The 26,689-nt window shown below is 71.1% G+C and carries 15 protein-coding genes; all 15 read right to left on the bottom strand.

Going from position 1 to position 26,689, the window contains the following annotated elements; translation table 11 throughout:
• The 15 genes from OG912_RS39795 to OG912_RS39725 all read right to left on the bottom strand — a co-directional run bounded on the left by OG912_RS39795 (window position 1) and on the right by OG912_RS39725 (window position 26,656).
• Window positions 1-14,118 (bottom strand): type I polyketide synthase, encoded by a 14,118-nt coding sequence (locus OG912_RS39795; RefSeq protein WP_327713892.1) that lies wholly within the window; start codon window positions 14,116-14,118, stop codon window positions 1-3.
• 133 nt (window positions 14,119-14,251) lie between these two features.
• Entirely contained in the window at window positions 14,252-14,989 is a 738-nt protein-coding gene (locus tag OG912_RS39790) for a thioesterase II family protein (RefSeq protein ID WP_327713891.1), read from the bottom strand.
• Window positions 14,986-16,236 carry a cytochrome P450 gene (locus OG912_RS39785; RefSeq protein ID WP_327713890.1) on the bottom strand — a complete coding sequence of 417 codons (1,251 nt, stop codon included), beginning with the start codon at window positions 16,234-16,236 and terminating at the stop codon, window positions 14,986-14,988. Before OG912_RS39785 ends, OG912_RS39790 begins: the two co-directional genes overlap by 4 nt.
• Window positions 16,233-16,544, bottom strand: a complete 312-nt coding sequence (locus OG912_RS39780; RefSeq protein ID WP_327713889.1) for an acyl carrier protein — start codon at window positions 16,542-16,544, stop codon at window positions 16,233-16,235. Before OG912_RS39780 ends, OG912_RS39785 begins: the two co-directional genes overlap by 4 nt.
• A 401-nt stretch (window positions 16,545-16,945) precedes the next feature.
• Entirely contained in the window at window positions 16,946-17,674 is a 729-nt protein-coding gene (locus tag OG912_RS39775; RefSeq protein ID WP_442806636.1) for an ABC transporter permease, read from the bottom strand.
• A 29-nt stretch (window positions 17,675-17,703) separates the two neighbouring features.
• Window positions 17,704-18,642: an ATP-binding cassette domain-containing protein gene (locus tag OG912_RS39770; RefSeq protein ID WP_326740910.1), complete on the bottom strand. Its 939-nt coding sequence runs from the start codon at window positions 18,640-18,642 to the stop codon at window positions 17,704-17,706.
• Between the two features lie 194 nt (window positions 18,643-18,836).
• On the bottom strand, window positions 18,837-19,688 hold the full coding sequence (locus OG912_RS39765; RefSeq protein WP_327713888.1) for a PhzF family phenazine biosynthesis protein: 852 nt from the start codon (window positions 19,686-19,688) through the stop codon (window positions 18,837-18,839).
• Window positions 19,685-19,978 carry a DUF1330 domain-containing protein gene (locus tag OG912_RS39760; protein WP_326740912.1) on the bottom strand — a complete coding sequence of 98 codons (294 nt, stop codon included), beginning with the start codon at window positions 19,976-19,978 and terminating at the stop codon, window positions 19,685-19,687. The genes OG912_RS39765 and OG912_RS39760 overlap by 4 nt, the downstream gene beginning before the upstream one ends.
• Window positions 19,979-20,003: 25 nt before the next feature.
• Window positions 20,004-20,993, bottom strand: coding sequence for an ornithine cyclodeaminase family protein (locus OG912_RS39755; protein ID WP_327713887.1), 990 nt, complete (start codon window positions 20,991-20,993; stop codon window positions 20,004-20,006).
• On the bottom strand, window positions 20,981-21,622 hold the full coding sequence (locus tag OG912_RS39750) for a prephenate dehydratase domain-containing protein (RefSeq protein ID WP_326740914.1): 642 nt from the start codon (window positions 21,620-21,622) through the stop codon (window positions 20,981-20,983). The genes OG912_RS39755 and OG912_RS39750 overlap by 13 nt, the downstream gene beginning before the upstream one ends.
• Window positions 21,619-22,650, bottom strand: a complete 1,032-nt coding sequence (gene ilvE, locus OG912_RS39745) for a branched-chain-amino-acid transaminase (protein ID WP_327713886.1) — start codon at window positions 22,648-22,650, stop codon at window positions 21,619-21,621. The genes OG912_RS39750 and ilvE overlap by 4 nt, the downstream gene beginning before the upstream one ends.
• Window positions 22,647-24,074 carry a phenylacetate--CoA ligase family protein gene (locus OG912_RS39740; protein WP_327713885.1) on the bottom strand — a complete coding sequence of 476 codons (1,428 nt, stop codon included), beginning with the start codon at window positions 24,072-24,074 and terminating at the stop codon, window positions 22,647-22,649. The genes ilvE and OG912_RS39740 overlap by 4 nt, the downstream gene beginning before the upstream one ends.
• 10 nt (window positions 24,075-24,084) lie before the next feature.
• Complete coding sequence (locus OG912_RS39735) at window positions 24,085-24,381, bottom strand: Dabb family protein (RefSeq protein WP_327713884.1); 297 nt, start codon at window positions 24,379-24,381, stop codon at window positions 24,085-24,087.
• 275 nt (window positions 24,382-24,656) lie between these two features.
• Complete coding sequence (locus tag OG912_RS39730) at window positions 24,657-25,667, bottom strand: threonine ammonia-lyase (RefSeq protein WP_327713883.1); 1,011 nt, start codon at window positions 25,665-25,667, stop codon at window positions 24,657-24,659.
• A gap of 266 nt (window positions 25,668-25,933) precedes the next feature.
• Window positions 25,934-26,656, bottom strand: a complete 723-nt coding sequence (locus OG912_RS39725) for a thioesterase II family protein (RefSeq protein WP_327713882.1) — start codon at window positions 26,654-26,656, stop codon at window positions 25,934-25,936.
• Window positions 26,657-26,689: the final 33 nt, after the last annotated feature.

The following is a 26,689-nucleotide window of genomic DNA, read 5'->3' as shown; positions in this document are numbered from 1 at the left end:
TCAGATACCCCTCTCGTCCAGGGCCATGTCGACGAGTGCGTCCAGGTCGAGGGCGGCCAATGCGTCGATGTCGGTGTCCGTCGTGTCGATGGACGGCGCCTGACCGGCGGCGTCCGGCCCGGCCGGACCGGCGCACGACAGCACCAGGTCCAGGAGCCCTGCGCCGCGCAGCCTTTCGATGGGTACGGTCCGCAGCACTTCCCGGATCCGCGCGTCCTCGGCCACGGCGGGGTCCACTGCCGGACGCAGCAGGCCGCTCAGGTGCCGCCCCAGTTCTCGTGGGGAGGGGTAGCTGAAGACGAGGGTGGGCGGCAGCTGCAGTCCGGTCGATGCCGTCAGCCGGTTGCGCAGTTCCACGGCGGTCAGCGAGTCGAAACCGAGGACCTTGAACGCCTTGTCCAGCTCGATGCCGTCCGTGCTGCTGTGGCCCAGGACGAGCGCGATCTGGCTGCGGACCAGGGTGGCGAGGGTGTCCTCGGCCTCCTCGGGTGACATCACGGCGAGGCGGTCGCGCAGGGTCGCGGCGCCGGTCGACGCGGCCTGGGTGGCCTTGCGGACGGGAGCGCGCACCAGCCCTTGGAGGACGGCGGGAAGTGTGCCGTTCTCCAGGTGGGTACGGAGCAGGGCGGGGACGATCTTCGCCGGGGCCAGGCAGGCTGCCCCGCCGCCACGGGTGGCCTCGAACAGCGCCACCCCTTCCTCCGCCGTGATGGGCTTGATCCCGAGGCGGGCCATCCGGTTCAGGTCCACGTCGTCCAGGTGGCCGGTCATGCCGCTGTTGTCGCCCCACAGTCCCCAGGCCAGCGAGGTCGCGGGCAGTCCCTCCGCGCGACGGCACTCGGCCAGCGCGTCGAGGAAGACGTTCGCCGCGGCGTAGTTGCCCTGGCCCGAGGTGCCCAGCACGCCCGCCACGGAGGAGAAGAGGACGAACTCGGTGAGGTCCGCCTCACGGGTGAGTTCGTGCAGGTGCCAGGCGGTGTCCACCTTGGGGCGGAACACCCGCTCGACGCGCTCCGCCGTCAGGGAGCCGATGGTGGCGTCGTCGAGCACACCGGCGGTGTGTACGACGGCCGTGAGGGGGTGATCCGCGGGGACGGCCGCAAGGAGCGCGGCGAGCGCGTCGCGGTCGGCGGTGTCACAGGCGGCGATGGTGACCTTGACACCCAACTCGCCGATTTCTGCGGCGAGTTCGTGCACTCCCGGAGCGTCCGGGCCGCGCCTGCTGGTCAGCAGGAGATGACCGGCCCGCCCAGCCGTCGCGTAGTGGCGGGCGAACAGCCTGCCGAGGGTGCCCGTGCCGCCGGTGATCAGGACCGTGCCGCCCTTGGCGGACTCCGGCGCCGCGTCGGCGTCCGGGGCCGGCGGGACCTCCCGCACGAGCCGGGGCACGTACAGCGTCTGATCGCCGTCGCGTACGGCCGCCTGCGGCTCGCCGCTGCCCAGAGCCGCACGGAACGACGTGGCGGAGACGGTGTTCTCGTCCGCCAGGTCGATCAGGGTGAAGCGGCCCGGGTTCTCGTTCTCGGCCGTACGGATCAGGCCCCAGACGGCGGCGTCCGCCGGGCTGGGTGTCTCGGTGCCGGGGTCGACGGCGACGGCTCGCCTGGTGACGATCACCAGCCGGCTGTCGGCCAGCCGCTCCTCGGCCAGCCACGACTGGACCAGATCCAAGGCGTACTGAACGGCCCTGCGCGCGTCCCCGGGGACATCCTCGTCCGTGCGGGATCGACTCAGCAGGCCGGTGTCGACGACCAGGTCCGGGAGGGGTGCGGTGCGGTCCGCGAGCAGCTGCGCCAGCCCCGTATGACGCGCGGCCGTGGCCTCGTCGGGCAGCGCCGCGACCAGGACCCGGGGAACGTCGGTTCCCAGGAACGCCACGTGGCCGCTCTCGAGTTCCCGCACGACGGGCGCGGGGGTCCAGGCGAGTCGGAACAGGTGGTCGTCCTTGCCCGATGCGATGGCCTTCGCCAAGTGCTCGGTGGTGATCGGCCGGACGGCCAGCGACGCCACGTCGGCGACCGGCTGCCCGGTGGGATCGGCGAGCTGAAGACGCAGCGTTCCCGCGTCGGCAGGGCTGATCCGTACGCGCAGAGCCCTGGCACCCACGGCGTGCAGCCGCACGTGCGACCAGGCGAACGGCAGCAGCATCCGGTCCTGGTCCTGCTCGGGACCGGTGCCGATGATCGGGTGGAGCGCGGCGTCGAAGAGGGCCGGGTGGATGCCGTAGTGGTCGGCGGCGGGCTCGTCGTCGGAGAGGGTGATCTCGGCGTAGAGGGTGTCGCCGTCACGCCAGAGGGCCGTCAGGCCCTGGAAGGCGGCGCCGTAGTGGTAGCCGCGGTCGGCGAGTTGGTCGTAGAGGGTGTCGGTGGGCACGGAAGCGGCGCCCGCCGGCGGCCAGGCCGACGGCTCCGCCCACTCGGCCGGATCCACCGGGGCGGAGGACTGGGGGGCGAGGGTGCCGGTGGCGTGGCGGGTCCAGGGCCGGTCGGGAGTGGCGTCGTCCGGTCGGGAGTGGATGGTGAGGGCCCTGCGGCCCTCGCCGTCGGGTGCCTCCACGTGCACCTGCAGGTGAAGGCCGCCACTGGCCGGAAGACCGAGGGGGGCTTCCAGGGTGAGGTCATCCAGGTGCGGGGTGCCGGTGACCTGACCCGCGTGGAGAGCCAGGTCGACGAACGCCGTACCGGGCAGCAGCGACGTGTCGAGCACGGCGTGATCGGCCAGCCAGGGATGGCTGCGCCGCGACAGGTGCCCGGTGAACACGCGCCCATCGCCGTCTGCGAGCGCGACGGCGGCGCCGAGCATGCCGTGATCGACGGCGTTCAGGCCCAGGGAGTGGGGATCAGTGGCGGTGGTGGTCTGCTCGATCCAGTAGTGCTCGTGCTGGAAGGGGTAGGTGGGCAGGTCGAGGTGGGTGGGCGGGGTGGCGGGGTAGAAGCCTGCCCAGTCGACCGGGGCACCCGCCTGGGCGTGTGCGGTAGCGAGTGAGGTCAGGACCCGCTGCCAGGTGCCGTCATCACGGCGCAGCGTGCCAGTTACGGCCACTTCCGCCGCGTTCTCGCGGGCCTCGGCTGTCTCCTGCACCGCGTGCGTGAGGACGGGGTGCGGGCTCACCTCGACGAACGTGGTGTGTCCGTCGTCCAGCAGCGCGTTGGTGGCCGACTGGAAATGCACCGCCGTCGCCAGGTTGGTGTACCAGTACTCGCCGCCCATCACCGTCGTGTCGGCGACCGGGCCGCCGAGGTGTCCCTCCACGGTGGAGTAGAACGCCACCTGCGCCGGGCGTGCCTGGACCGAGGCCAGTACCTCCAGCAGCTCGTCCCGCAACGGATGCACGTGCGAGGTGTGCGACGCGTAATCGATCGGAACCCGACGGGCCCGCACATCCTCCTTCTCGCAGTACGCCAGCAGTTCCTGGACAGCCGCGATGTCACCGGCGACCACCGTGGCGGACGGGCCGTTGACCGTCGCCACCGACAGGCGCCCGTCCCACCGGGCCGCAACCGCCTCGGCCCGCGCCAACGGCAAGGACAGAGACACCATTCCGCTCGAACCAGCGAGCTGGACCAGCGCCTTCGAACGCAATGCCACAATCCGCGCCGCGTCTTCCAGTGACAGCACACCCGCAAAGTGCGCAGCCGCGATCTCACCCTGCGAGTGACCCACCACCGCGTCCGGGACCACTCCCAGGTGCTCCCACAACCGCGCCAGGGAGATCATCACCGCCCACAGCGCAGGCTGAACGACCGCGTCACCTTCGAGAGCCGGCGCGCCCTCGACCCGGTTCAGAACATCAATCAGATTCCAACCCGTGTACGGCTCCAGCGCCGCAGCGCACGCGTTGAGATGCTGGGCGAACACCGGGCTGCCCGCCATGAGGTCCACACCCATACCGGCCCACTGCGACCCCTGCCCCGGGAAGACGAACACCGTCCTGCCGTCCTGGGCAGCTGCCGCGCCCGTGACCACCCGGGCCGACGGCTCTCCAGCAGCCAGCGCAGCCAGTCCGTCCCGGAAATCCTCCAGCTCACGGCCGACGACCACCGCACGGTGATCGAACACCGACCGGCTCACCGCCAACGCATGACCCACCTCAACAGGCGATACCTCCGCCTGGCCGTCAAGATGGTCCAGCAACCGCCCCGCCTGCACCTCAAGCGCAGCCCGCGACTTCGCCGACACCACCCACGGCAACGTCCCTTCCGTCACCACCGCCGGCTCCGCCGCACCCGAAGCAACGACACCCTCGTCCACGGGAGCCTGCTCGACGATGAGGTGGGCATTCGTACCGCTGATACCGAACGACGAGACACTGGCGCGCCGCGGGCGGCCGGTCTCCGGCCAGGCCTGATTCTCGGTCAGCAACTCCACCGCGCCCGAGGCCCAGTCCACGTGCGGGCTCGGCTCGTCCACATGGAGCGTCTTCGGCAGCACCCCGTGCCGTATGGCCATCACCATCTTGATGACGCCGGAGACACCGGCGGCTGCCATGCTGTGGCCGATGTTGGACTTCAGCGAGCCCAGCCACAGCGGCTGGTCCTGCTCCCGGCCCTGACCATAGGTGGCAAGGATCGCCTGCGCCTCGATCGGATCACCCAGCTTGGTGCCGGTGCCGTGCCCTTCGACGGCGTCGACCTCCTGCGCCGACAAGCCGGCGTTGGCCAGCGCCTGGCGGATGACATGCTCCTGGGACGGTCCGTTGGGGGCGGTCAGGCCGTTGCTCGCACCGTCCTGGTTGACCGCGGAACCGCGGACCACCGCCAGCACCTGATGGCCGTTCTTCCGCGCGTCGGAGAGCCGCTCCAGAAGGACGATTCCGACGCCCTCGCTCCAGCCCGTGCCGTCGGCGGAGGCCGCGTAGGACTTGATCCGGCCGTCGGGCGCCAGGCCGCGCTGCTTGCTGAACTCGGTGAGATAACCAGGTGTGGACATCACTGCCACGCCGCCGGCCACCGCGAAGGTGCAATCCCCCTGGCGCAGCGCGTGCGCCGCTTGGTGCATGGCCACGAGGGACGACGAGCATGCCGTGTCGATGGTGACGGCCGGGCCTTCGAGGCCGAGGAAGTAGGCGAGACGGCCGGAGAGCACGCTGGTCGTGTTGCCGGTCAGCAACAGGCCGTCCACCCCCTCGGGGGCCTCGTGCAGCCTCGGTCCGTACTCCTGGGGCATGGCGCCGACGAACACGCCTGCCGGGGTGCCGTGCACCGACTCCGGGCGGATGCCCGAACGTTCGAACGCCTCCCAGGTGGTCTCCAGGAGCATCCGCTGCTGCGGGTCCATGGCCAGCGCCTCGCGGGGCGCGATGCCGAAGAAGCCGGCGTCGAACTCGCCCGCGTTGTACAGGAAGCCGCCCTCACGGACGTAACTCTTGCCCCGCTGGTCGGGGTCGGGGTCGTACAGTCCCTCAAGGTCCCAGCCCCGGTCTGTCGGCAGTCCCGCGATGCCGTGGCTGCCGGAAGAGACCAGCTCCCACAGCTCCTCCGGGGATCCGACGCCGCCGGGAAGGCGGCAGCTCATGCCCACGATCGCGATGGGCTCGTCCGGCGCGGTGGCCGTGACCACGGCTCGGGCGGTGGACGGCGCCTCACCGACCAGGCAGCCGCGCAGGTAGCGGGCCATCGCGGCCGGATTCGGGTGGTCGAAGACCGCCGTAGGCGACAGGCGCACGCCGAACGCCGCGCTCAGGCGGTTGCGCAGCTCCACCGAGGACAGCGAGTCGAAGCCCATGTCCTTGAACTTGCTGTCCGGCCGGACGGCCTCTGGTGTCGCGTGTCCGAGCACGGTCGCCACGTGGGCGCGTACCGCCGCCAACAGCTCGCGCTCCGCGTCGTCCGCGGACATCCCGGCGAACCGCTGTCCGCCGGCGCCGCCGCCCGCCGAACCCCTGGCTGCGCTGCGCCGGGCGGCGCGGGGACGCACCAGGGTGCCGAGTACCGCGGGCAGGTTCCCGGTTCCGTCCTGGGCGAGCCGCGCGGTGTCCAGCAGCGTGGGAACGAGCGTCGGCCCGCCCAGCGCCATGGCCGCGTCGAACAGGGCGAGTCCCTCCTCGGACCCCATGGGCAGCAGGCCGGACCGGGCCATGCGGGCCAGGTCCGCCCGGTCCAGCTCCCCTGTCAGGTCGCTGCGCTCGGCCCACAGGCCCCAGGCCAGCGACGTGGCCGGCAGGCCCTGGGCACGGCGGTGGGCGGCCAGCGCGTCGAGGTAGACGTTCGCCGCGGCGTAGTTGCCCTGGCCCGCGCCGCCGATGGCACCCATCACCGAGGAGAACAGGACGAACGCGGTCAGATCGCGGTCCTGGGTGAGCCGGTGCAGGTGCCATGCCGCGTCGGCCTTGGGCCGGAACACCGTGTCCATCTGACCGGGGGTCAGCGCGGAGACCAGGCCGTCGTCCAGCACGCCCGCCGTGTGCACGACCGCGATAAGCGGGTGCTCAGCCGGTATCGCCTCCAACAGGCCCGACAGCGCCTCGGGGTCGGATACGTCGCAGGCAACCGGGGTGGCCGTCGCACCGAGCGCGGCAAGCTGCTCGACCAGCTCGCCGGCGCCCGGGGCGCCGGGCCCTCGGCGGCTGACCAACAGCAGCCGCCGTACGCCGTACTCGGTCACCAGGTGCCGGGCGAAGAGGCCCGCCAGGGTGCCGGTGCCGCCGGTGATCAGTACCGTGCCTTCCGGGTCCCACACGGGCGGTGTGGCTGCCGGCACACGGTCGGCTGAGGCACGGACGAGCCGCGGCACCAGGACCTCTCCCCCACGCACCGCGAACTGCGGCTCGCCGCAGGCGAGCGCGGCGGGCAGTGCCTGCAGGGAACGCTCGTCCCCATCGAGGTCCACGAGGATGAAGCGATCCGGGTTCTCCGTCTGTGCGGTGCGCAGCAGGCCCCACACCGGCGCGGAGGCAAGATCGGGCTGCTCCGTGCCGCCGGCCGTCACCGCACCACGGGTGATGACCGCGAGACGCGTGTCGGCGAACCGCTCGTCGGCGAGCCACGACTGCACCAGGGACAGCGTCTTGAGCAGTTCGGTGCGAGCGGCGGCGGGATCGTGGGAGGCGGCTCCCTCGGCGGAGGCCGCGGGCGCGTCGGACAGGTGGCAGGCCAGAACGAGTTCGGGCCGGGGGGCGGTGCCGGCGGGCGCTTGGAGCGTGTCAGCGGGCGCTTCGAGCGTGTCGGCGAGCGCGGACAGCTCCGCGTACCGCCGCAGCTGTGTGGCGTCCAGGGCAGTGCCGAGCCCGAGTCCGTCGTCGCCCACCAGCGCCCACGGGCCGGTCGGGGCCCCTTCGGCGGCCTGCACGGCCCTGGGCACCCAGTCCATGCGCAACAGTGCGTCCTGGTGGCCGCTCCCGGCCCCGTTCAGCTTGCCGGGGTCAACGGGACGCATCGCCAGCGAACCGACCGAAGCGACCAACGCGCCGTCGGTGTCGGCGACTTCGACCACAAGGGCGTCGCGGCCGGCCGGGGCCAGCCGCACCCGTACGTGGGTGGCGTCGGTCGCGTGCAGCCGCACGTCGGACCACACGAACGGCAGCTTCAGCGCACCCGCTTCCCGTCCGGCCCCCGCGTCGGGGAGGAGCCCGGCGTGCAGGGCCGCGTCCAGCAGCGCGGGGTGGATGCCGAAGGCGGCCACCTCGGCGTGCCGCTCCTGCGGCAGCACCACCTCGGCGTACACCTCGTCACCCAGCTTCCACACCGACTGCACCCCCTGGAACGCGGGGCCGTACTGGTAGCCGAGGGCGGCCAGCGACGGGTACAGCTCATCGGCGTCCACCGACACCGCCCCGGTCGGCGGCCACACCCGTGGGTCCCACGAGGACGGCGCCGGACCGTCCGAGGCGAGTACGCCCGTGGCGTGGCAGGTCCAGGGCGCACCTGTCCCGTCGCCGTCGGGCCGGGAGTGCACCTCCACGGGACGCCGTCCGGCGTCGTCGCGCTCGCTCACTTCCACCCGCAGCTGGACGGCGCCGGTCGCGGGCAGGGCGAGGGGTGCCTGCAGGGTGAGTTCCTCCAGGTGGTCGCCGCCCACCTCGTCACCGGCGCGGAGTGCCATCTCGACGAAGGCCGTGCCGGGCAGCAGTACGGTGCCGGAGATCGTGTGGTCGACCAGCCAGCCGTGCGTCCGCAGCGACAGTCGGCCGGTCAGTACGGTGACATCCGACCCTGCCAGTTCCACCGCAGCACCGAGCAGCGGGTGTTCGACCGCCGCCTGACCGGCCGAGGCTGCATCTCCCGTGTTCCCGGTCCGCTCCAGCCAGTGGCGCAGGCGTTGGAAGGGGTAGGTGGGCAGGTCGAGGTGGGTGGGCGGGGTGGCGGGGTAGAAGCCTGCCCAGTCGACCGGGGCACCGGCCTGGGTGTGTGCGGTAGCGAGTGAGGTCAGTACCCGCTGCCAGGTGCCGTCATCACGGCGCAGCGTGCCGGTGACAGCGACCTCGGCCGCGTTCTCGCGGGCCTCGGCTGTTTCCTGCACCGCGTGCGTGAGGACGGGGTGGGGGCTCACTTCGACGAACGTGGTGTGTCCGTCGTCCAGCAGCGCGTTGGTGGCCGACTGGAAATGCACCGCCGTCGCCAGATTCGCGTACCAGTACTCGACACCCATCACCGTCGTGTCGGCGACCGGGCCGCCGAGGTGCCCCTCCACGGTGGAGTAGAACGCCACCTCCGCCGGGCGTGCCTGGACCGAGGCCAGTACCTCCAGCAGCTCATCGCGCAACGGATGCACATGCGAGGTGTGCGACGCGTAATCGATCGGCACCCGACGGGCCCGTACGTCTTCCTTCTCGCAGTACGCGAGCAGTTCCTGGACAGCCGCGATGTCACCGGCGACCACGGTGGCCGACGGGCCGTTGACCGTCGCCACCGTCAGACGCCCGTCCCACCGGGCCGCAACCGCCTCGGCCCGCGCCAACGGCAACGACAGCGACACCATCCCGCTCGAACCAGCAAGCTGAACCAAAGCCTTCGAACGCAACGCCACAATCCGCGCCGCGTCCTCCAGCGACAGCACACCGGCAAAGTGCGCAGCCGCGATCTCACCCTGTGAATGACCCACCACCGCGTCCGGAACCACCCCCAGGTGCTCCCACAACCGCGCCAGGGAGATCATCACCGCCCACAGAGCAGGCTGGACGACCGCATCGCCCTCCAGCGCCGGCGCCCCCTCGACCCGGTTCAGAACATCAATCAGATTCCAACCCGTGTACGGCTCCAGCGCCGCAGCACACGCCTCCAGGTGCTGGGCGAACACCGGGCTGCCGGCCATGAGCTCCACACCCATACCAGCCCACTGCGAACCCTGCCCCGGGAAGACGAACACCGTCCTGCCGTCCCGGGCAGCCGCCGCACCCGAGACCACCCGGGCCGACGGCTCACCCGCAGCCAGCGCAGCCAGTCCGTCCCGGAAATCCTCCAGCTCACGACCGATCACCACCGCACGGTGATCGAACACCGAACGGCTCACCGCCAACGCATGACCCACCTCAACAGCCGACGCCCCCGCGTGCCCGTCAAGGTGCGCCAGCAACCGGCCCGCCTGCACCTCCAGCGCAACCCGCGACTTCGCCGACACCACCCACGGGAACGTCCCTTCCGTCACCACCGCCGGCTCCACCGCACCCGAAGCAACGACACCCTCGTCCACGGGAGCCTGCTCGACGATGAGGTGGGCATTCGTACCGCTGATACCGAACGACGACACACTGGCCCGCCTCGGGCGGCCGGTCTCCGGCCAGGCCCGGTTCTCGGTCAGCAACTCCACCGCACCCGAGGCCCAGTCCACGTGCGGGCTCGGCTCGTCCACATGCAGCGTCTTCGGCAGCAGGCCCTGGCGCATGGCCATCACCATCTTGATGACACCGCCCACGCCCGCCGCGGCCTGCGAGTGGCCGATGTTGGACTTCAGCGAGCCCAGCCACAGCGGCTGGTCCTGCTCCCGGCCCTGACCGTAGGTGGCAAGGATCGCCTGCGCCTCGATCGGGTCACCGAGTGCGGTGCCGGTCCCGTGGGCCTCGACCGCGTCGACCTCCTGCGCCGAAAGGCCCGCGCCTGCCAGCGCCTGGCGGATGACGCGCACCTGGGACGGTCCGTTGGGGGCAGTGAGGCCGTTACTCGCACCGTCCTGGTTGACCGCGGAACCGCGGACCACCGCCAGCACCTGATGACCGTTCTTCCGCGCGTCGGAGAGCCGCTCCAGGAGCAGCAGGCCCGCGCCTTCCGCCCAGGCGGTGCCGTCCGCCGCCTCGGAGAACGCCTTGCACCGGCCGTCCGCCGAGAGCCCGCGCTGCCGGCTGAACTCCACGAACATGCCGGGCGTCGACATGACGGCCACACCGCCGGCCAGCGCGAGGTCGCACTCGCCGTTGCGCAGCGCCTGGGCCGCCATGTGCATGGAAACCAGCGAGGAGGAACAGGCGGTGTCCACTGTCACGGCCGGCCCCTGAAGGCCGAGGGTGTACGAGATGCGGCCTGAGGCGACGCTCGCGGTGTTGCCGGTCAGCAGGTACCCGTCGAACCCGGCGGCGCCGTCGTGCAGCTGAGGTCCGTACTCCTGGGCCATGGCGCCGACGAACACGCCGGTCTGGCTGCCGCGCAGCGCGGCCGGGTCGATGCCCGCGCGCTCGATCGCCTCCCACGAGGTCTCCAGCAGCAGCCGCTGCTGCGGGTCCATCGCCGTCGCCTCGCGGGGGCTGATCCCGAAGAAGTCGGAGTCGAACTCCGTCGCGTCGGAGAGGAATCCGCCCTTGGCGACGTACGACGTACCGGGTCGTTCGAGGTCGGGGTCGAGGAGCCGGTCGGTGTCCCAGCCGCGGTCGGTGGGGAAGTCGGTGATGGCGTCGACGCCTTCGCTGACCAGGCGCCACAGGTCCTCGGGGGAACGGACCTCTCCCGGGTAGCGGCAGGCCATGCCCACGATCGCGATCGGTTCGTCCGTGCTGCCGAGGAGGGGCGAGGCGGGGGCGGCGCTGTCGGATTCCTCGGAACCCAGCAGTTCGCTGTGCAGGTAGCGGGCGACGGCGGTGGGCGTCGGGTGGTCGAACAGGAGGCTCGCCGGGAGCTTCAGGCCGGTGAGGGCACTCAGACGGTCCCTCAGTTCGACGGAGGCGAAGGAGTCGAAGCCGAAGACCTTGAACGTGCGGTCGCGGTCCACCGTCTCCGAGGTGACACGTCCGGTGAGGGCCGCGACCTCCGCACAGATGCGGTCGGTGAGGATCTGTACGCCCTGGGTCCGGGACGCCTTCGCGAGGCGGTCCAGAAGCGGCGACGAGGCGGCGGGTTCTGCGGGAGCCGTGTCCTCGCGCTGATCGGCGAGCACGGCGGGGAGCGCATCGGTGGCCGCGTCGGACCCGGTGCCGGCCCGGCCGTCCGTCGGCAGGTCGATCCAGTGGCGCCGGCGTTGGAAGGGGTAGGTGGGCAGGTCGAGGTGGGTGGGCGGGGTGGCCGGGTAGAAGCCCGCCCAGTCGACCGCGGCACCGCCCTGGGCGTGTGCGGTAGCGAGGGAGGTCAGCACCCGCTGCCAGGTGCCGTCATCCCGGCGCAGCGTGCCCGTCGCGGCGACCTCGGCCGCATCCTCACGGGCCTTGGCCGTCTCCTGCACCGCGTGAATGAGCGCCGGATGCGCACTCACCTCGACGAACAACGTGTGTCCGTCGTCCAGCAGCGCGTTGGTGGCCGACTGGAACTGCACCGCCGTCGCCAGGTTGGTGTACCAGTACTCGCCGCCCATCACCGTCGTGTCGGCGACCGGGCCGCCGAGGTGTCCCTCGACCGTGGAGTAGAACGCCACCTGCGCCGGGCGTGCCTGGACCGAGGCGAGCGCCTCTCGCAGTTCGTCCCGCAACGGGTGCACGTGCGAGGTGTGCGACGCGTAGTCGACCGGCACCCGGCGGGCCCGCACATCCTCCTTCTCGCAGTACGCGAGCAGCTCATCCACAGCCGCGACGTCACCGGCGACCACCGTGGCGGACGGGCCGTTGACCGTCGCCACCGACAGGCGCCCGTCCCACCGGGCCGCAACCGCCTCGGCCCGCGCCAACGGCAGCGACAGCCACACCATTCCGCCCGAACCGGCGAGCTGGACCAGAGCCCTCGCACGCAACGCCACCACCCGCGCCGAGTCCTCCAGCGACAGCACACCGGCAATGTGCGCAGCAGCGATCTCACCCTGCGAATGGCCCACCACCGCGTCCGGGACCACTCCCAGGTGCTCCCACAACCGCGCCAGAGAGATCATCACCGCCCACAGCGCAGGCTGGACGACCTCGACACCGTCCAGCGCAGGCGCACCCTCCACCTGGTTCAGGACATCAATCAGATTCCAACCGGTGTACGGCTCCAGCGCCGCAGCACACGCCTCCAGGTGCTGGGCGAACACCGGGCTGCCGGCCATGAGCTCCACACCCATACCGGCCCACTGCGACCCCTGCCCCGGGAAGACGAAGACGGTTCTGCCGTCCCGAGCAGCCGCCGCACCCGAGACCACCCGGGCCGACGGCTCACCCGCAGCCAGCGCGGCCAGCCCGTCCCGGAAATCCTCCAGCTCACGACCGACCACGACCGCACGGTGATCGAACACCGACCGGCTCACCGCCAACGCATGACCCACCTCGACAGGCGACGCCCCCGCGTGCTCGTCCAGATGCTCCAGCAACCGCCCCGCCTGCGCCTCAAGCGCGGCCTGCGACTTCGCCGACACCACCCACGGCAACGTCCCTTCCGTCACCGTGACCGCCACCGGCTCCACGCCCGAAGCAACGGCATCCTCGTCCTGCGGTCCTTCGCGCAGGACGACGTGGCAGTTCGTGCCGCCCATGCCGAAGGCGCTGGTGCCGGCGAGCAGGGGGCGGTCGGGGTGGGGCCAGGGGGAGAGGTCCTGCTGGACGGTCAGGCGGAGTTCGTCGAAGGCGATGTCGGGGTTGGGTGTCTCGAAGTTGAGGCTGGGCGGCAGCTGGCGGTGCCAGATACTGAGGGCCGTCTTGAGGAGGCCGACGATGCCCGCCGCGCCCTCCAGGTGGCCGATGTTGGTCTTCACGGATCCCACGCGCAGCGGGGAGTCGGCGGGGCGGCCGGTGCCCAGTGCGGCACCCAGCGCAGCCGCCTCGATGGGGTCGCCCACGCGTGTGCCGGTGCCGTGGAGTTCGACGTACTGGACGTCCTGGGGGCGGGTGCCGGCGTGTTCGTGCGCCCGGCGGATGACCGCTTCCTGGGCCTGCGCGCTGGGCACGGTGAGGTTGCGTGTGGCGCCGTCGTTGTTGACGGCGCTGCCCTCGATCACGCAGTAGATCCGGTCGCCGTCCGCCACCGCCCGGGACAGGGTCTTGAGGGCCACGCAGGCCCCGCCCTCGCCGCGTACGTAACCGTTGGCGCGGGCGTCGAAGGTCTTGCACAGGCCGTCCGGTGACAGGCCGCCGAACTTGGTGGAGCCGATGGTGCTTTCCGGGGCGACGGCGAGGTTGACGCCTCCCGCGAGCGCGAAGGTGCACTCTCCGGCGCGGAGGCTCTCGGCGGCCAGGTGCACCGACACGAGCCCCGAGGACTGGCCCGCGTCGACGACGAGACTGGGGCCGTTGAGGCCGAGTGTGTAGGAAAGGCGGTTGGCGATGATGCCGCGGTGGAGCCCGGTGAGGGAGTGCCGGTCCAGGCGCTGGGTTCCGTGCTTGTAGAGGCGGATCGCGTAGTCGTCCCACATGGCGCCCACGAAGACGCCCGTACGTGTCCCGGCGAGGTGGGCGGGGACGGTGCCGGCGTCCTCCAGGGCCTCCCAGCCGAGTTCCAGCATCAGCCGCTGCTGGGGGTCCATCATCGCGGCTTCGTTGAACGAGATCCCGAAGAAGTCGGCGTCGAAGCCCGCGACGTCTTCCAGGTAGCCGCCGCGTGTCGTGACGATCCTGCCGGGGGCGGTGACGTCGGGGTCGAGCAGCCGGTGCGCGTCCCAGCGGTCGGCGGGGACGTCGGTGATACCGCTCCCGCCGTTGCGCAGCAGCTCCCAGAAGGCCTGGGGGTCCGCGGCCTCGGGCAGGCGGCATGACAGTCCCACGACGGCTATGGGCTCGCGAGCGGACTCCTGCGGCCCGTGTGCCCGCGCATCGCCGTCGGTGCGTCGCTCATCGGACCGGAACTTGTCGACGTCCTGCACCAGGACCTCCCCCAACGGTTGCTTAGAAGAACAGGTGTGGCTGCGGATATCCGCGGTCGGTCAATGCGTGAATGGCGTGCTCACCGCGGGTGTGCCGGGTGGTGTGCCGGTGCCCGGAGGCCACAGGCCGCTGTCATCGCCAGGAGGCCAGCTGCTTCAGCAGGTCGTCCGGCGCGTTCATGAAGTCGTAGTGGCCGCCGTCGAGCACCCGGAACTCGACCGAGTCCGCGTAGGCGCTCCACCCTTCGAGCTCGGCGAGGCTCACGTCGGAGTCGTCCCGCCAGTGCAGTACGACGATGGGGCAGCCCACCTTGACCGGCTCGGACCGCCGGTAGGCGCCCGCGGCCGCGTGGTCGCGGAGCAGCACCATCATGCCCATGTCGATCATGTCCGGCCTCGGCTCGATGCCGCGGCCACGGACGAACGAAGCGAGTTCGGCGCGCAGTTCGGGTTCGGTCATGGTGAGCATCCGGTCGCGCGAGGCGTCGTGCGGGGCGGGCTGGCCCGACACGAAGAGGCGCTCCGGTCCGGGCAGGCCGCGTTCGGCGAGCCTGAGTACGGTCTCGTACGCGGGCATCGCACCCGCGCAGTGCGCGAAGAGCGCGTAGGGCCGGTCCAGGAGCGGTTCCAACTCCTCGGCCAGGCTGTCGGCCAGCTTCTCGTACGTGCCGTAGTGCGGGTGGCCCAGCCGGTTCTCGCGGCCGGGGAACTGCACGGGGCAGACCTCGGCGTCGTCGATCGCGGCGGGCCAGGCGCTGAACGCGGAGGCCCCGGCCCCGGAGAAGGGGAGGCAGAAGATCCGTGCGGCGTGCTCGGCGGACCGCGGCCGGACGAACCACGGCGAGGGGGCGGTGGTGGATCCGGATGTCATGGCGTCTTTCGTTTCTGGGCGACGACGGGGAGGTGGGTCATCCCGGCGATGAAGTACGACCGCAGGTGCTGCGGTTCGCCGGCGAGCTCGATCGATTCGAAGCGCTGGAGCAGCTCCTCGAAGAAGATGCGCAGCGTCATCCGGGCCAGCGGGGCGCCGATGCAGAAGTGCGTCCCGAAGCCGAACGCGGCCTGGCGCTTGGCACCGGCCCGGGTGATGTCGAAGGTGTGCGGGTCGGGGAAGAGGGTCTCGTCCCGGTTGGCCGATCCGATCCAGGCCACGACCGCGCCGCGGGCCGGGATGGTGCCGCCGCCGATCTCGACGTCGTCCACCGCGTACCGCATGAAGTTGCACGCGGCCGACGTCCAGCGCAGCCCTTCCTCGACGAGGTTGGGAACGAGCGTCAGGTCGGCGGCCGCCTTGTCGAACTGCTCGGGCCGTTCGATGAGGGCCTGCACGGTGCCGGAGACGGTATGCGGCGTGGTCACGTTGGCGCCGAGCAGGATGCTGTAGCCGTCGAGGGCGATCTCCTCGTCGCTCAGCTGCTTGCCGCCCGGGCGCACGCTCATGAGGTGGTGGAGCAGGCTCTCGCCCTCCTCGCCGGTCGCCCGCCGCGTCCTGACCCAGTCCTTGACGTAGGTGACGAGCTCGTGGTGGGAGATGGCGAGGGTCGCGGCTTCGCTGCCCAGCTGGAAGTGCGGGTCCGAGGGGGCCGTCACCATCGCGGTCAGCTGGACGAGCTCCGCCCAGTCCTGCTCCGGGATGCCCAGCAGCGGGCCGGTGACCAGCGCCGGCAGGAGGAGCGCCTTCTCGGCCAGGTCGAAGACCTCGCCGTCGAGGGCGGGCTCCAGGAAGCGCACGACCGTCGCGCGGATCGAGTCCTCCCAGGACTTCACCGCCCGCGCCGTGAGCTTGGCGCCGAGCGGCCTGCGGACCTCGGTGTGCCGCGGCGGGTCGGTGGACGTCATCAGCACGCCGGCCGCGACGTCGTCCGTCCCGAGATGGGTGGGGACCGTGCCGCGCTCCGAGGTGAACTCGCGATGGTTCGAGAGCACGCGGCGGACGTCCTCGTAGCGGGTAAGTGACCAGAACTCCCGGCCGTCCGGAAGGACTTGGTGGTGCAGGGGCGCCTTCTCGCGCATCACGCCCCACACCGGGTGCGGGTCGCCCGAGGTGTAGAGGTCGAGGTCGAAGAGGTCGACGCTGTCGAGGTCGACGTCGCGCGCGGGCCCCGGCGTCAGCCTCACGTCCGTGCCCTCCCCTTCTCGATCAGCTCGGCGACCCGGGCCGGGGTCTGCGCCAGGTAGAAGTCGCGTACGGACAGCTGGACGCCGTAGTCCCGGACCACCTGCTCGATGATCTTGATTCCGGTCAGCGAGTTGCCGCCGAGCGCGAAGAAGTCGTCATCCGCGCCGACCTCGTGGCCGCTGAAGTGCTCTCCCCACATCTGCGAGATCTCCCGCACGAGTGACACCGGCGCGCCCGGCGAACCGGCCTGGCGTTCTGCTGCCTCGTCCTGTCCGGCTCGCTCGTGGACCTGCGACGACGATTCCATTGCCCGTTTCCCTTCCTTCGCCTGCCGGGAGTGCCCCGGCCGGCCACGACTGGCCCCGCCCACGGATCGTCACCACCGTCACGGAGCCTGGGTCCTTGCGCTGTCCCGCCGGCGAGACAGCTCCCCAGGGGCCGCTCGACGAGTCTCTCGTGATCGTCTTCCGCCCATCCCGTGACGGTGGTGTGCGGCGCTCGCCGACCGGACGGGGTTGAGAGCGGTCACTGACTCTGCATGCTGATACCGGCCGCCGGCGCCGTGCCCGCTGTCCGAAAGCCGGCCCGGTGACGGCGCCGTCGGTCTTGCGCCGGCACCCGGCCGGACAGCCCGGCGCCGCCTCGGCGACACGGGCGTCGAGGCGGCGCGGGAGGGGACGCGCACAAGCTGTTCTCAGCCGGTCCGCGTCAGGCTCGCTTCTTGAACGTGGAGACCGACCAGACGTACCCGAGGACGGTGAACCCGACGCACCAGGCGATGGCCGCGATCGTGTCGCCGCTCGACACGCCGCCCATCAGCAGGCCGCGCAGCGTCTCGATGATCGGGGTGAAGGGCTGGTACTCCACGAACTGCTTCACGCCCGTGCCCATCGTGTCGGCGGGCACGAACGCGCTGCTGAGGAACGGCAGCATGATCAGCGGGGTGGCGGCCATGCCGGCCCCCGCCGCGGTCTTGGCGGCCAGGCCCATGGCGATGATGAGCCAGCTGGCCGCGAAGCTGACCAGTGCGACGAGACCGAGGGCGCCGAGCCAGTCCGAGGCGCTCGCGCTGGGGTCGAAGCCCATCGCGAAGGCCACCGCGACGATGACCGCGCAGGCCACCAGGCAGCGCACCGTGGTGATGACGACGTGTCCGGTCAGCATGGCTCCGCGGGAGACGTCCATCGTCTTGAAGCGGTTGATGATGCCCTTGGCCATGTCGTCGTTCACGGCCGTCGCGGTGGCGCCCATCCCGTAGCTGATGGTCATCACGAGCAGGCCGGGCGTCGCGTAGTCGATGTAGGGGACGCCGACGCTGAAACCGCCGCCGAACACCTTGACGAACATGAGCATCATCACGATCGGGAACAGGATCGCGTTGAACACCGTGACGGGGTTCCGCGTGGTGTGCTTCACGTTGCGGCGCAGCATGATCATGGAGTCGGCCAGGGCCGTCGAGACAGTACTCACTTGGAGATCGCCTCCTTGCTCGTGCGCTCGGTCAGGGCGAGGAAGACGTCGTCGAGGTCGGGGGTGTGCACGGTCAGTTCGTCCGCCTCGATGCCGGACGAGTCCAGCCAGTCGAGGATGGAGCGCAGCTCGCGCTGGGTGCCGTCGCTGGGGATCTGCACCGAGCGTGTCTCCTCGTCCGCCGTGGCGTCGCGCAGCGCGGTGGCGGCGGAGTGGTAGTTGGCCGCGTCGTTGAAGCGCAGGCGTACGTACCCGCCGGGGATGAGCCGCTTCAGCTCCTCGGAGGTGCCCTCGGCGACGAACTTGCCCTCGCTCAGGACCGCGATGCGGTCGGCGAGTTCGTCGGCCTCCTCCAGGTACTGGGTGGTGAGGAAGATCGTGGTGCCGTCGGCCACGAGCTCACGGACGATCCCCCACATCGTGCGCCTGCTGCGCGGGTCGAGACCCGTGGTCGGCTCGTCCAGGAAGATGATCTCCGGGCTTCCGACCAGCGTCATGGCGAGGTCCAGCTTCCGGCGCATACCGCCGGAGTAGGTCCGCGCCATCTTGTCCGCCGACTCCACCAGGTCGAACTGCTCAAGCAGTCGCGTGACCAGCTGGCCGCCGGAGCGCACACGCTTGAGGGCCACCATCATCTGCAGGTTCTCGCGGCCCGAGAGCAGGTCGTCCACCGCGGCGAACTGACCGGTCACGCCGATGGCGGCGCGCACCTGCTTGGTCGCGGTCGCCACGTCGTGCCCGGCGACCTGCACCGAACCGGCGTCGGCCGTCAGCAGCGTCGCCAGGACGTTCACGGTCGTGGTCTTGCCCGCGCCGTTCGGCCCGAGCAGGGAATAGACCGATCCCGCGGCGACATCGAAGTCGATGCCATCGAGGACGGTCTTGTCCCCGTATGCCTTCCGCAGCCCTGAAACTGCAATCGCTGTTCGTCTCATGCCACTCACCGTCGCGGGCGGGCCTGTCGCCCGCCTGTCACCGCTCTGTCATGCCCGCCGGCTCGGGCGATTCCATGCGTCGTACGGGGGCAAACCGGCGCACAATGCGGCCGGTTGAACGCCCGCCCGCAGACCCCGACGACAGCACCCACCGGCCGGCCGCCGTCGGCCGGTGCCGGTTCGTACCGCCGCTCTCACGCTTCGAGGGTGCCGCGGACGCAGGTCACGCTCGCGCCGCCGACCCAGATGTCCTCGCCGTGACTCTCCACGGTGAGCACGCCCTGGCGTCCCAGGCAGGTGCCCTGGCCGACCCGGAAGTCGCGCGGGGCCTTCCCGGCGCCGATGAGCCACTGGGCGAGCCCCGCCGTGAGGCTTCCGGTGACGGGGTCCTCGCGCACACCCTTGGGCAGCGCGAAGGCACGGGCCTCGAACTGCACGGGCGAGTCCTCGGGATACGCGCCGACCACGCCGAGCACCAGCTCGCCCATGTGCTGCTCGTCCGGCTTCAGGGCCAGTACCTCATCGGCCGAGGCGAGTTGCACGGCGGCCCAGCCGGGCCCGTTGTCGACCCACTGGTGGCCGACGATCCGTGCGCGGTCGATGCCCAGCCCACGGGCGATGCGGTCCAGATGCCCGTCTTCCAGGGGGCCGCTGCGGCGCAGGGCGGGGGCCCGGAAGCCGAGGCCGTCTTCGGAGATCCGCACCGGTACGAGCCCGAGTCCGCACTCCTGGGTGACTTCCCCGGGCTTCTTCGGTGTGCCTCCGGACTCCAGCCAGGCGTGCGCGGAACCCAGCGTGGGGTGACCGGCGAACGGGATCTCACCGCCCGGGGTGAAGATCCGCAGCCTGTAGTCGGCCTCGCCGGAGGTGGGCGGGACGACGAACGTCGTCTCGGACAGGTTGGTCCACTGCGCGATCTGTGCCATGTCCCGGTCGGAGATCCCGTCGCCGTCCAGGACGACGGCGACGGGATTGCCGACGTAGGGGACCTCGGTGAACACATCGACCTGAGCGAAGCGACGCCGGCGGCGCGACGGCGTCGTCACGCGCCCTCCCCCTCGACCAGGACCAGGTCCATGTGCGTGCCGTCCCGGAGCGGGACGATGGCACGGTACTCGGGCGAGGCGTACCAGCGACGGGCGTGTTCGGCCGTGGGGAACCCCATCACCGACATGTGCTCGGGATGCCACCCGCCCTCCAGCACCTCGAACTCCCCGCCCCGGATCACGAACCCTCCGCCGTACAGGCGCAGCGTGTCGAGCACCTTCGCGCGGTACTCCGCCATGCGCTGCTCGTCGCCGATGACTCCGACGTTGCCGATCAGTAGTGCCGTCATGCGGTGTGTCCTTCTCCGTGGGGTCTCAGCAGGTGAACTCGACGTCGGTGCCGATGCCGAGAAGCCGTGCGGCACGGACGACGGCGAATCCGGAGGCGACGTCCTGCGCGGCCATGCCCAGCGACTTGTAGAGCGTGCGCTCGGCGGGGCCGGTGCGCCCGGGGCTCTTGCCCAGGAGCACCTCGCCGATCTCGGTCAGCGGCCGGTCTGCGGGGACCAGCCCCTCCTCGACGGGCGCCGCGATCTCGGAGGACTCGCGCAGGGCGCCCTCTCTGCTGTCCACGAAGACCGTGCACGAGGCCACCGCACCCGCGTCCAGCTCGCGCTTGCCCGGGACGGAGGAGCCGACGGCGTTGATGTGCACGCCGTCCGCCAGGTCTGCCGCCCGGACCACGGGTTCGACCGTGTCGACCGTCGTGCACACCAGGTCGGCGCCGTACAGCGCGTCCGCGGGCGTGGCCGTCAGCTCGACGTCGATGCCCGCCGTCTCCCGCGCCCAGGCCACGAACTCCTCGGCCCGTGCGCGGCCCCGGTTCCACAGCCGGACCCTGCGCAGCGGCCGGATGTCCCGCAGCGCGAGCAGATGGCTGCGCGCCTGGGTGCCGGCCCCGATCAGGGCCAGGTCGCCGGCGTCCGGGGCGGCCAGGGCCTCGGTCGCCACGGCGGAGGCCGCGGCCGTACGAAGGGCGGTGACGGACGCACCGTCGATCAGGGCCAGCGGCTGTGCGGTCTCGGGGTCGAACACCACCACCAGACCCACGTGGGTCGGCAGCCCCCGGGCGTGGTTGCCGGGCGCGTGCAGCACCGCCTTCATTCCGTATCCCGCGTCGAGCTCTCCGACGACGTGGCACGGCATGGCGGCGAACAGCGAGGTGTCCCGGCCGGATCCGAGCACGGTGCGCACCGGCTGGACGACGTCGCCCGCGCTGTAGCTGCGCATCACCTCGGCCACCACCCGGTGCGCCTGCGCCACGGGCAGGGCCTGGCGTACCTGGTCCCCATTCAGGAGTAGCACGGGGTGCTCTCCTTCTTGTTCTTGTTCTTGTGCGTACGCACCGCGGCGGCGCCGAACACCGACCAGACCATGCAGATGGACCGGGTCCGGGAGATGAACTCCAGGCCGTGCAGTTGCGCGGCCGGCAGGGTGGTCAGCGCGAGATCGGCGCTTCCGTCCACGACCGCGCGGGCGGCGGCGCTGGTGGAGTCCTCGTGGATCACCTTGAAGCTCTCGTGCCGTTCGGGCAGGAGCTGGGCGATGATCGGCTCGGGCGAGGGGTGGGTGGAGATGACCGGGACGTCCGGCGCCGGTCCGGCTCCCCGCCGCGTGGCGATTCCGTACAGCGGGGTGTCCATCACGAACACCCCGGCCAGTTCGAGGGTCGGGTCCATGTAGAACTGGAAGACGGCCTTGTAGGCGTTGGCCACGACGATATGGCTCACCTCACCGGCCTGGAGCGCTTCTCCCGCCCCCTCGTAGGTGTCGTACATCCGGATGTCGACGCGCGGTCCGTCGGGTCCGGTCACCTGGGCGATGTACCGCTTGGCCGCCACCTCGCTGCTCGTTCCGGGCGGTCCGAGCGTGCCGATGACCACCGGCTGGTGGGAGCCGGGGCGCAGGAGGGAGATCAGGTCGGACGGCATCATCGGTTGGTCCCTTCGCTTGGCGTGCGTGGGTGGTGGGGCAGGTGCTCGGACGGCGGGACGGTGATGAGCCACTCCGGATGGCCGACGTCCCCGGCCCCCGTCGCGGAGTGGTAGAGCGCGGCCACACGGGCCGTGACCGGTCCTGCGGTGCCGCTGCCGATGTTGCGGCCGGACAGCTCGACCACGGAGGCCACTCCCTTGCCGGTCGAGGTGAGGAACACCTCGTCGGCGGTGTAGAGGTCCGCAAGACTGAGGGTGCGTTCCAGGACCGTCGTCCCGCTCTCCCGGCACAGGGTGATCACGGTGTCCCTGGTGATGCCGGGCAGCAGGTCGCCGGTGGCCGGCGGGGTGACGAGCACGCCGTCGCGCACCATGAACACGTTCGCGGTACTCGCTTCGGCGACGTTGCCCCAGCGGTCCAGGAGGATGGCGTCGTCGTATCCGGTCGCGCGCGCCTCGTCGCAGGCGAGGGCGCTGGTCACATAGCCGCCGGCGACCTTGGCCTGGACGGGAAGCGCGTCGCCGGCGGGGCGCCGCCAGGCGCTGAGGGCGCAGCGCACCTCCTCGGCTTTTCCGGAGGTCGGATATCCGAACGTGGTGAGGGACAGCGCGTCGGACACCCCGGCCAGCGAGACCCCGGGCGGCGTGCCCGGCAGCAGGGAGAGCTTGTGCGCCAGGGGACGGATGTAGACGTTTCCGTCGTGTGCGTTCCTGCGCAGCAACTCGACCGTGATGTCGATGAGCTCCTGGACCGTCGGGGGGATACCGGTGATGCGCAGGATCCGGCACCCGCGCAGCAGGCGTTCGTAGTGCTCGCGCGCCCGGAACAGCCGCAGCCCGCTGTCCGAGGGGTAGGCGCGGATTCCTTCGAAGACCGCGGTCCCGTAATGCAGGCCCTGGGTGGAGAGCGGCAGCCGGGGGGCGGTCGCCGGGACGAACTCTCCGCGGTCGTACGCCCATGCCCCGAGTCCGAGCTGCGTCGGCCGCTGCCGGGGGGCGGAGTCGGCCAGGGACGGGCCGGCCGTCATGCCCTCGTCCCGGCGATCCGCTCGGCCGAGTGGGACTCGGCCGAGGCGTCGGCGCCCTGGGCGCGGAGGTCCACCACGCGGGCGGCCTTCCAGCTGACCATGGCTCCTGTGCTGGTGATGGGTCCTGGGTCGCCGAAGTCCACGCTCAGCGCGGTGTCCAGTTCCTCGCGGCAGCTCGCCACGGCCCGTTCGATGTCGTCGCCCAGGTCCCGGTCCGGGTCGGTGTTCAGGGTCAGCGACAGCAGGTCGGCACCCGCGTCGTCGTGGGAAACGGTGATCCGGTAGTCGAGGTAGCCACGGAAGTGGCGCAGCAGCAGGTTCTCGAGGTCGTAGCCGTTGACGAGGTGCCCGTTGAGGCGGAGCCGGTCGCGGACGCGTCCGACGGGCTCGACGGAGTGCGCCGGCACGGCGGCGCCGAGCCCGGCCTCGGTCATCCGCACCATGTCCCCGGTGCGGTAGCGGACGAGGGGCTTCGCGCCGGTGTAGAGGTTCGTGATGACGAGTTCGCCGTAGCGCACCCCGTCGGGTCCTGGCGCCACCGCCTCACCGGTGACGGGGTCGATCACCTCGTAGAGGTTGATCAGCGGTGCGATGCGCAGCGTTCCGTCGGCGGTGGCCGCCGCGAGGACGGAGGCCTCCTGCGACGCGTAGAGGCAGTTGTGCGCCTCGGCCCCCCAGAGCTCGCCGATGTTGTCCCGCAGGCTGGGTGACAGCAGCTCGCCGGTGAGCATGAGCACGTTGAGGGAGAAGTCGCGCCGGGGGTCGAGGCCCGCCTCGACCGCCTTCTGGGCCAGCCGCAGGGCCATGCCCGGGGTGCAGAAGAGCCCGGTCACCGGCAGCAGCCGCATGACCTCCAGGGCGCGGTCGAATCCGATCACCGGCGAGTGCGGCCACATCTTGGCGACGGCGTGACCCAGGTTGCGGCACACGTCCCCGAACGTGTCCCCGGTGGCGTGCAGTTCGGTGGGGCCGGAGATGCCGATGACCTGGCCGTCACCGTGCGGCGCGAGGATGTCCCGGTAGTAGGCGGTGAGCACCGAGTTGTTGTGGATGGTGTCCCCGTTGGTGCGGGGACACGGGGTGGGCCTTCCGGTGGTGCCGGTGGTCTCGTAGAAGGTCCAGGCCGCGGAGACGGGGAGCGAGAGCAGGTCGAACTGGGCCTCCTGCAGATCCGCTTTGGTGGTGAAGGGGAGGTTCCGGATATCTTCGATCCGCAGCCCCGAAATGACCTCGTCAGATATCCCGCTCAGCTTCTCCCGGTAGAACGGAGAATTGGCGCGGACATAGGCGAGCACTTCGCGCAGCTTGTCGGTCTGATGCCTTTCCAGGTCTTCGGCCGACCACTTCCCCGCACCGAACTCGTCGAACAGACCGCGCAGCTCGTCCGTGAGCGCAGCGGATTCCGGGTCGTATTGCGTGAACACCCATCCTCCTTCAGAGGTCTTCCAGGTCGGCGACGACCCAGTCGGATATCGCCCGCCATTTCCGCGCGGACTCCTGGTGGTACTCGTTCGCCTGATACTTCTCCAGTGCGGCGAGATCCGGCAGCACCCCGAGCGCGACGAAGTCGTAGGAGATGTCCCGGTCAACGGTGTTCCAGCCCACACGCCAGTCAACGAGTTCCGGAACGTTGCTGCCGACCCCCCTGGCGAACTCCACGGCCTCGACCACGGAAGGCGCGGAGCGCTCGATGCCGTCCTTGAGCTTGAAAAGAACAATGTGTGTGATCACGAGTGCCTTTCGTGCAGCATGTCGGCTGGTTTTCAGGCGTATTGACGAGCATGCCGCTCCGCCCGAAACCGTTCAACCAAAAACTTTCGATTTCCGGACCACGGGCCGGGCCCTGTCGCCCTGCCCGGACCGCCCGTAGGATGCACGGTCGATGTGATCCGTCGTCAGCTGCGACGGACGGGGAGATGCGCAAGCCCATTTCGCCCGCCGGCCGGACTGTCCCGCCGGCGGGACAGGGAAATGGTTCGGCAGCGGTAAAGCGGATTCAGTCGGATTCAGGAGGCCCGGTCCCCCAGGAGGGATGCCACGAGGCCGGTGTCGACGTTGCCGCCCGAGACCAGCACCCCGATGTCCCGGGCACCGCCCTCGGCGGCAAGGCGCAGGGCGCCGGCCACAGCGGTTGCGGCGGCGGGCTCGATGACCAGCCGGGCGTGCACGAGGATCAGGCGCAGCGCTTCGGCGATGGCGCTCTCCTCGATCGTGAAGACGCCGGCGACGGTGTCATGGACCAGGTCGTAGGGGAGTTGGCCGATGCGGTCGGGGCGCAGCCCGTCGGCGATGGTGGGCCGGACGTCGACGGTGACCGGCCCCCCGGCTCGCAGGGCCGCGGTCAGGGCGGGGACGGCGCTGGGCTCGGCGCCGTACACGTCGATGTTCTGGCCGGCGGTGGCCAGGCAGGCGCCGGCCACCGCGCTGCCGCCGCCCACGGGCACCACCACCGCGTCCAGGCGGCCGGCGGCCGCGCTCACCTGGTGCAGCAGGTCGGCGGTGGCGGTGGCCTGACCGGCCACCACGTCCGGGTTCTGGTAGGGGTCGATCTCGTCCAGGCCGCGGGTGTGTTTGAGTTCCTCGACGACCGCGATCCGCTCGGCCAGGGTGGTTCCCGCCTGGAGCACCTGGGCGCCGATGTCCCTGATGCGCCGCACCTTGGCCGGGGCGGCGTCGACGGGCAGCACCAGCACCGCCGGAAGCCCGTACTGAACTGCGGCGAGAGCCACGGCTATGGCGTGGTTGCCGGTGGACTGCGCGACCACGCCGATGCTGCCGGCTCCCGCCAGCCGCTCCACGGCCAGCAGCGCGCCGCGCATCTTGAAGGAGCCGCCGCGCTGGAGGTTCTCCGCCTTCAGCCACAGCCGGGCACCGGCCACCCGGTCCAGTTCCTCGCTGTGTACGACGGGCGTCTGCGTCACGCGGCCGGCGATGCGCCGCCGGGCGTCGTCCACTCCTTCATGGGTCAGCGGCGACGGCTGCTCGACGACGGCCACGGCCTGCGCACCGATCGACATGATGTGTCTCCGTTTCTTCTGCGGACTCGGGGTGCCTTCGCGGGAAGGACGCTGCGTGGGCGGCGAGCGAAGCGGTGGCTCTCGGTATCGGCGGTGTCCCGGCGCTCCGCTGCCCGCGGTCGTTCGCGTGGGCCCGTGACGGAGAGCGCATGCGTGTCCCGGCGGCGGAACACGCATGCCCTGCGTCGTGGCGGGGCCGCGGCGGCGCCGGGTATCCGGTGGACATGCGCGCCGGCCTCGGTGCACACGTCCACCGCCCGCCCAAGCTAGCGACCGCCGCTGGATTCCCGCTCGATCACGTCCAGCACCTGCGCACCGAGGTCGACCAGGTACATGTGGTCGCCGGGGAACTCCACATAGCTGAACTCACCCGACGTGGTCGCGTCCCGCCACTGGCGGGCCTCCTCCGCGGTGACCAGGCCGTCGGAGTCGCCGCGCAGCGAGCAGATCGGCACCGACAGCGGTTCGTCGGTGCTCGGGACGTAGCTCTCGTGCATCTCGCAGTCGGCCTGCAGCACGGGGAGGACCAGTTCCCGCATCTCCGGGTGGTCCAGGGCCTCGTGCCTGAACCCCGCGAACTCCTCGACGCGGGCGAGGAACTCCTCGTCGGGGAGGCCCGCCGCCCGCCGCTCGCGCTGCGTCCAGGGCCCCGGCGAGCCGCTGACGACCAGCCGCTCGACGTGTACGCCGCGCGCGCTCAGCAGGTGCGCCAGCTCGTAGGCGAGCACCGCACCCAGACTGTGCCCGAACAGCACAGTCCGGGCCCCTTCGCCGAGGTCCGCGACGACGTCGTCGATCGAGCCCTTGGCCGCCTCGATGACGTTCCGGTACGGGTCCTCCAGGATCCGCCGCTCCTTTCCGGGCAGTTCGAGCGAGGTCACGCGCCAGCGGTCGCCCGCCAGCTGCCGCCACGGGTGGAAGAACGAAGGACCCGCTCCCGCGAACGGCACGCACAGCAGCGTCGCCTGGTCCTTGTGCTTTGCAGACATGCCGGGTTCTGTCACCCCGACCAACCCCAATCA

Origin of the sequence: Streptomyces sp. NBC_00464, assembly GCF_036013915.1 — a bacterium.
Classification (GTDB): domain Bacteria; phylum Actinomycetota; class Actinomycetes; order Streptomycetales; family Streptomycetaceae; genus Streptomyces.
Note: the sequence above shows the minus strand (reverse complement) of the source record. Positions and strands in the feature narration are given on the sequence as shown.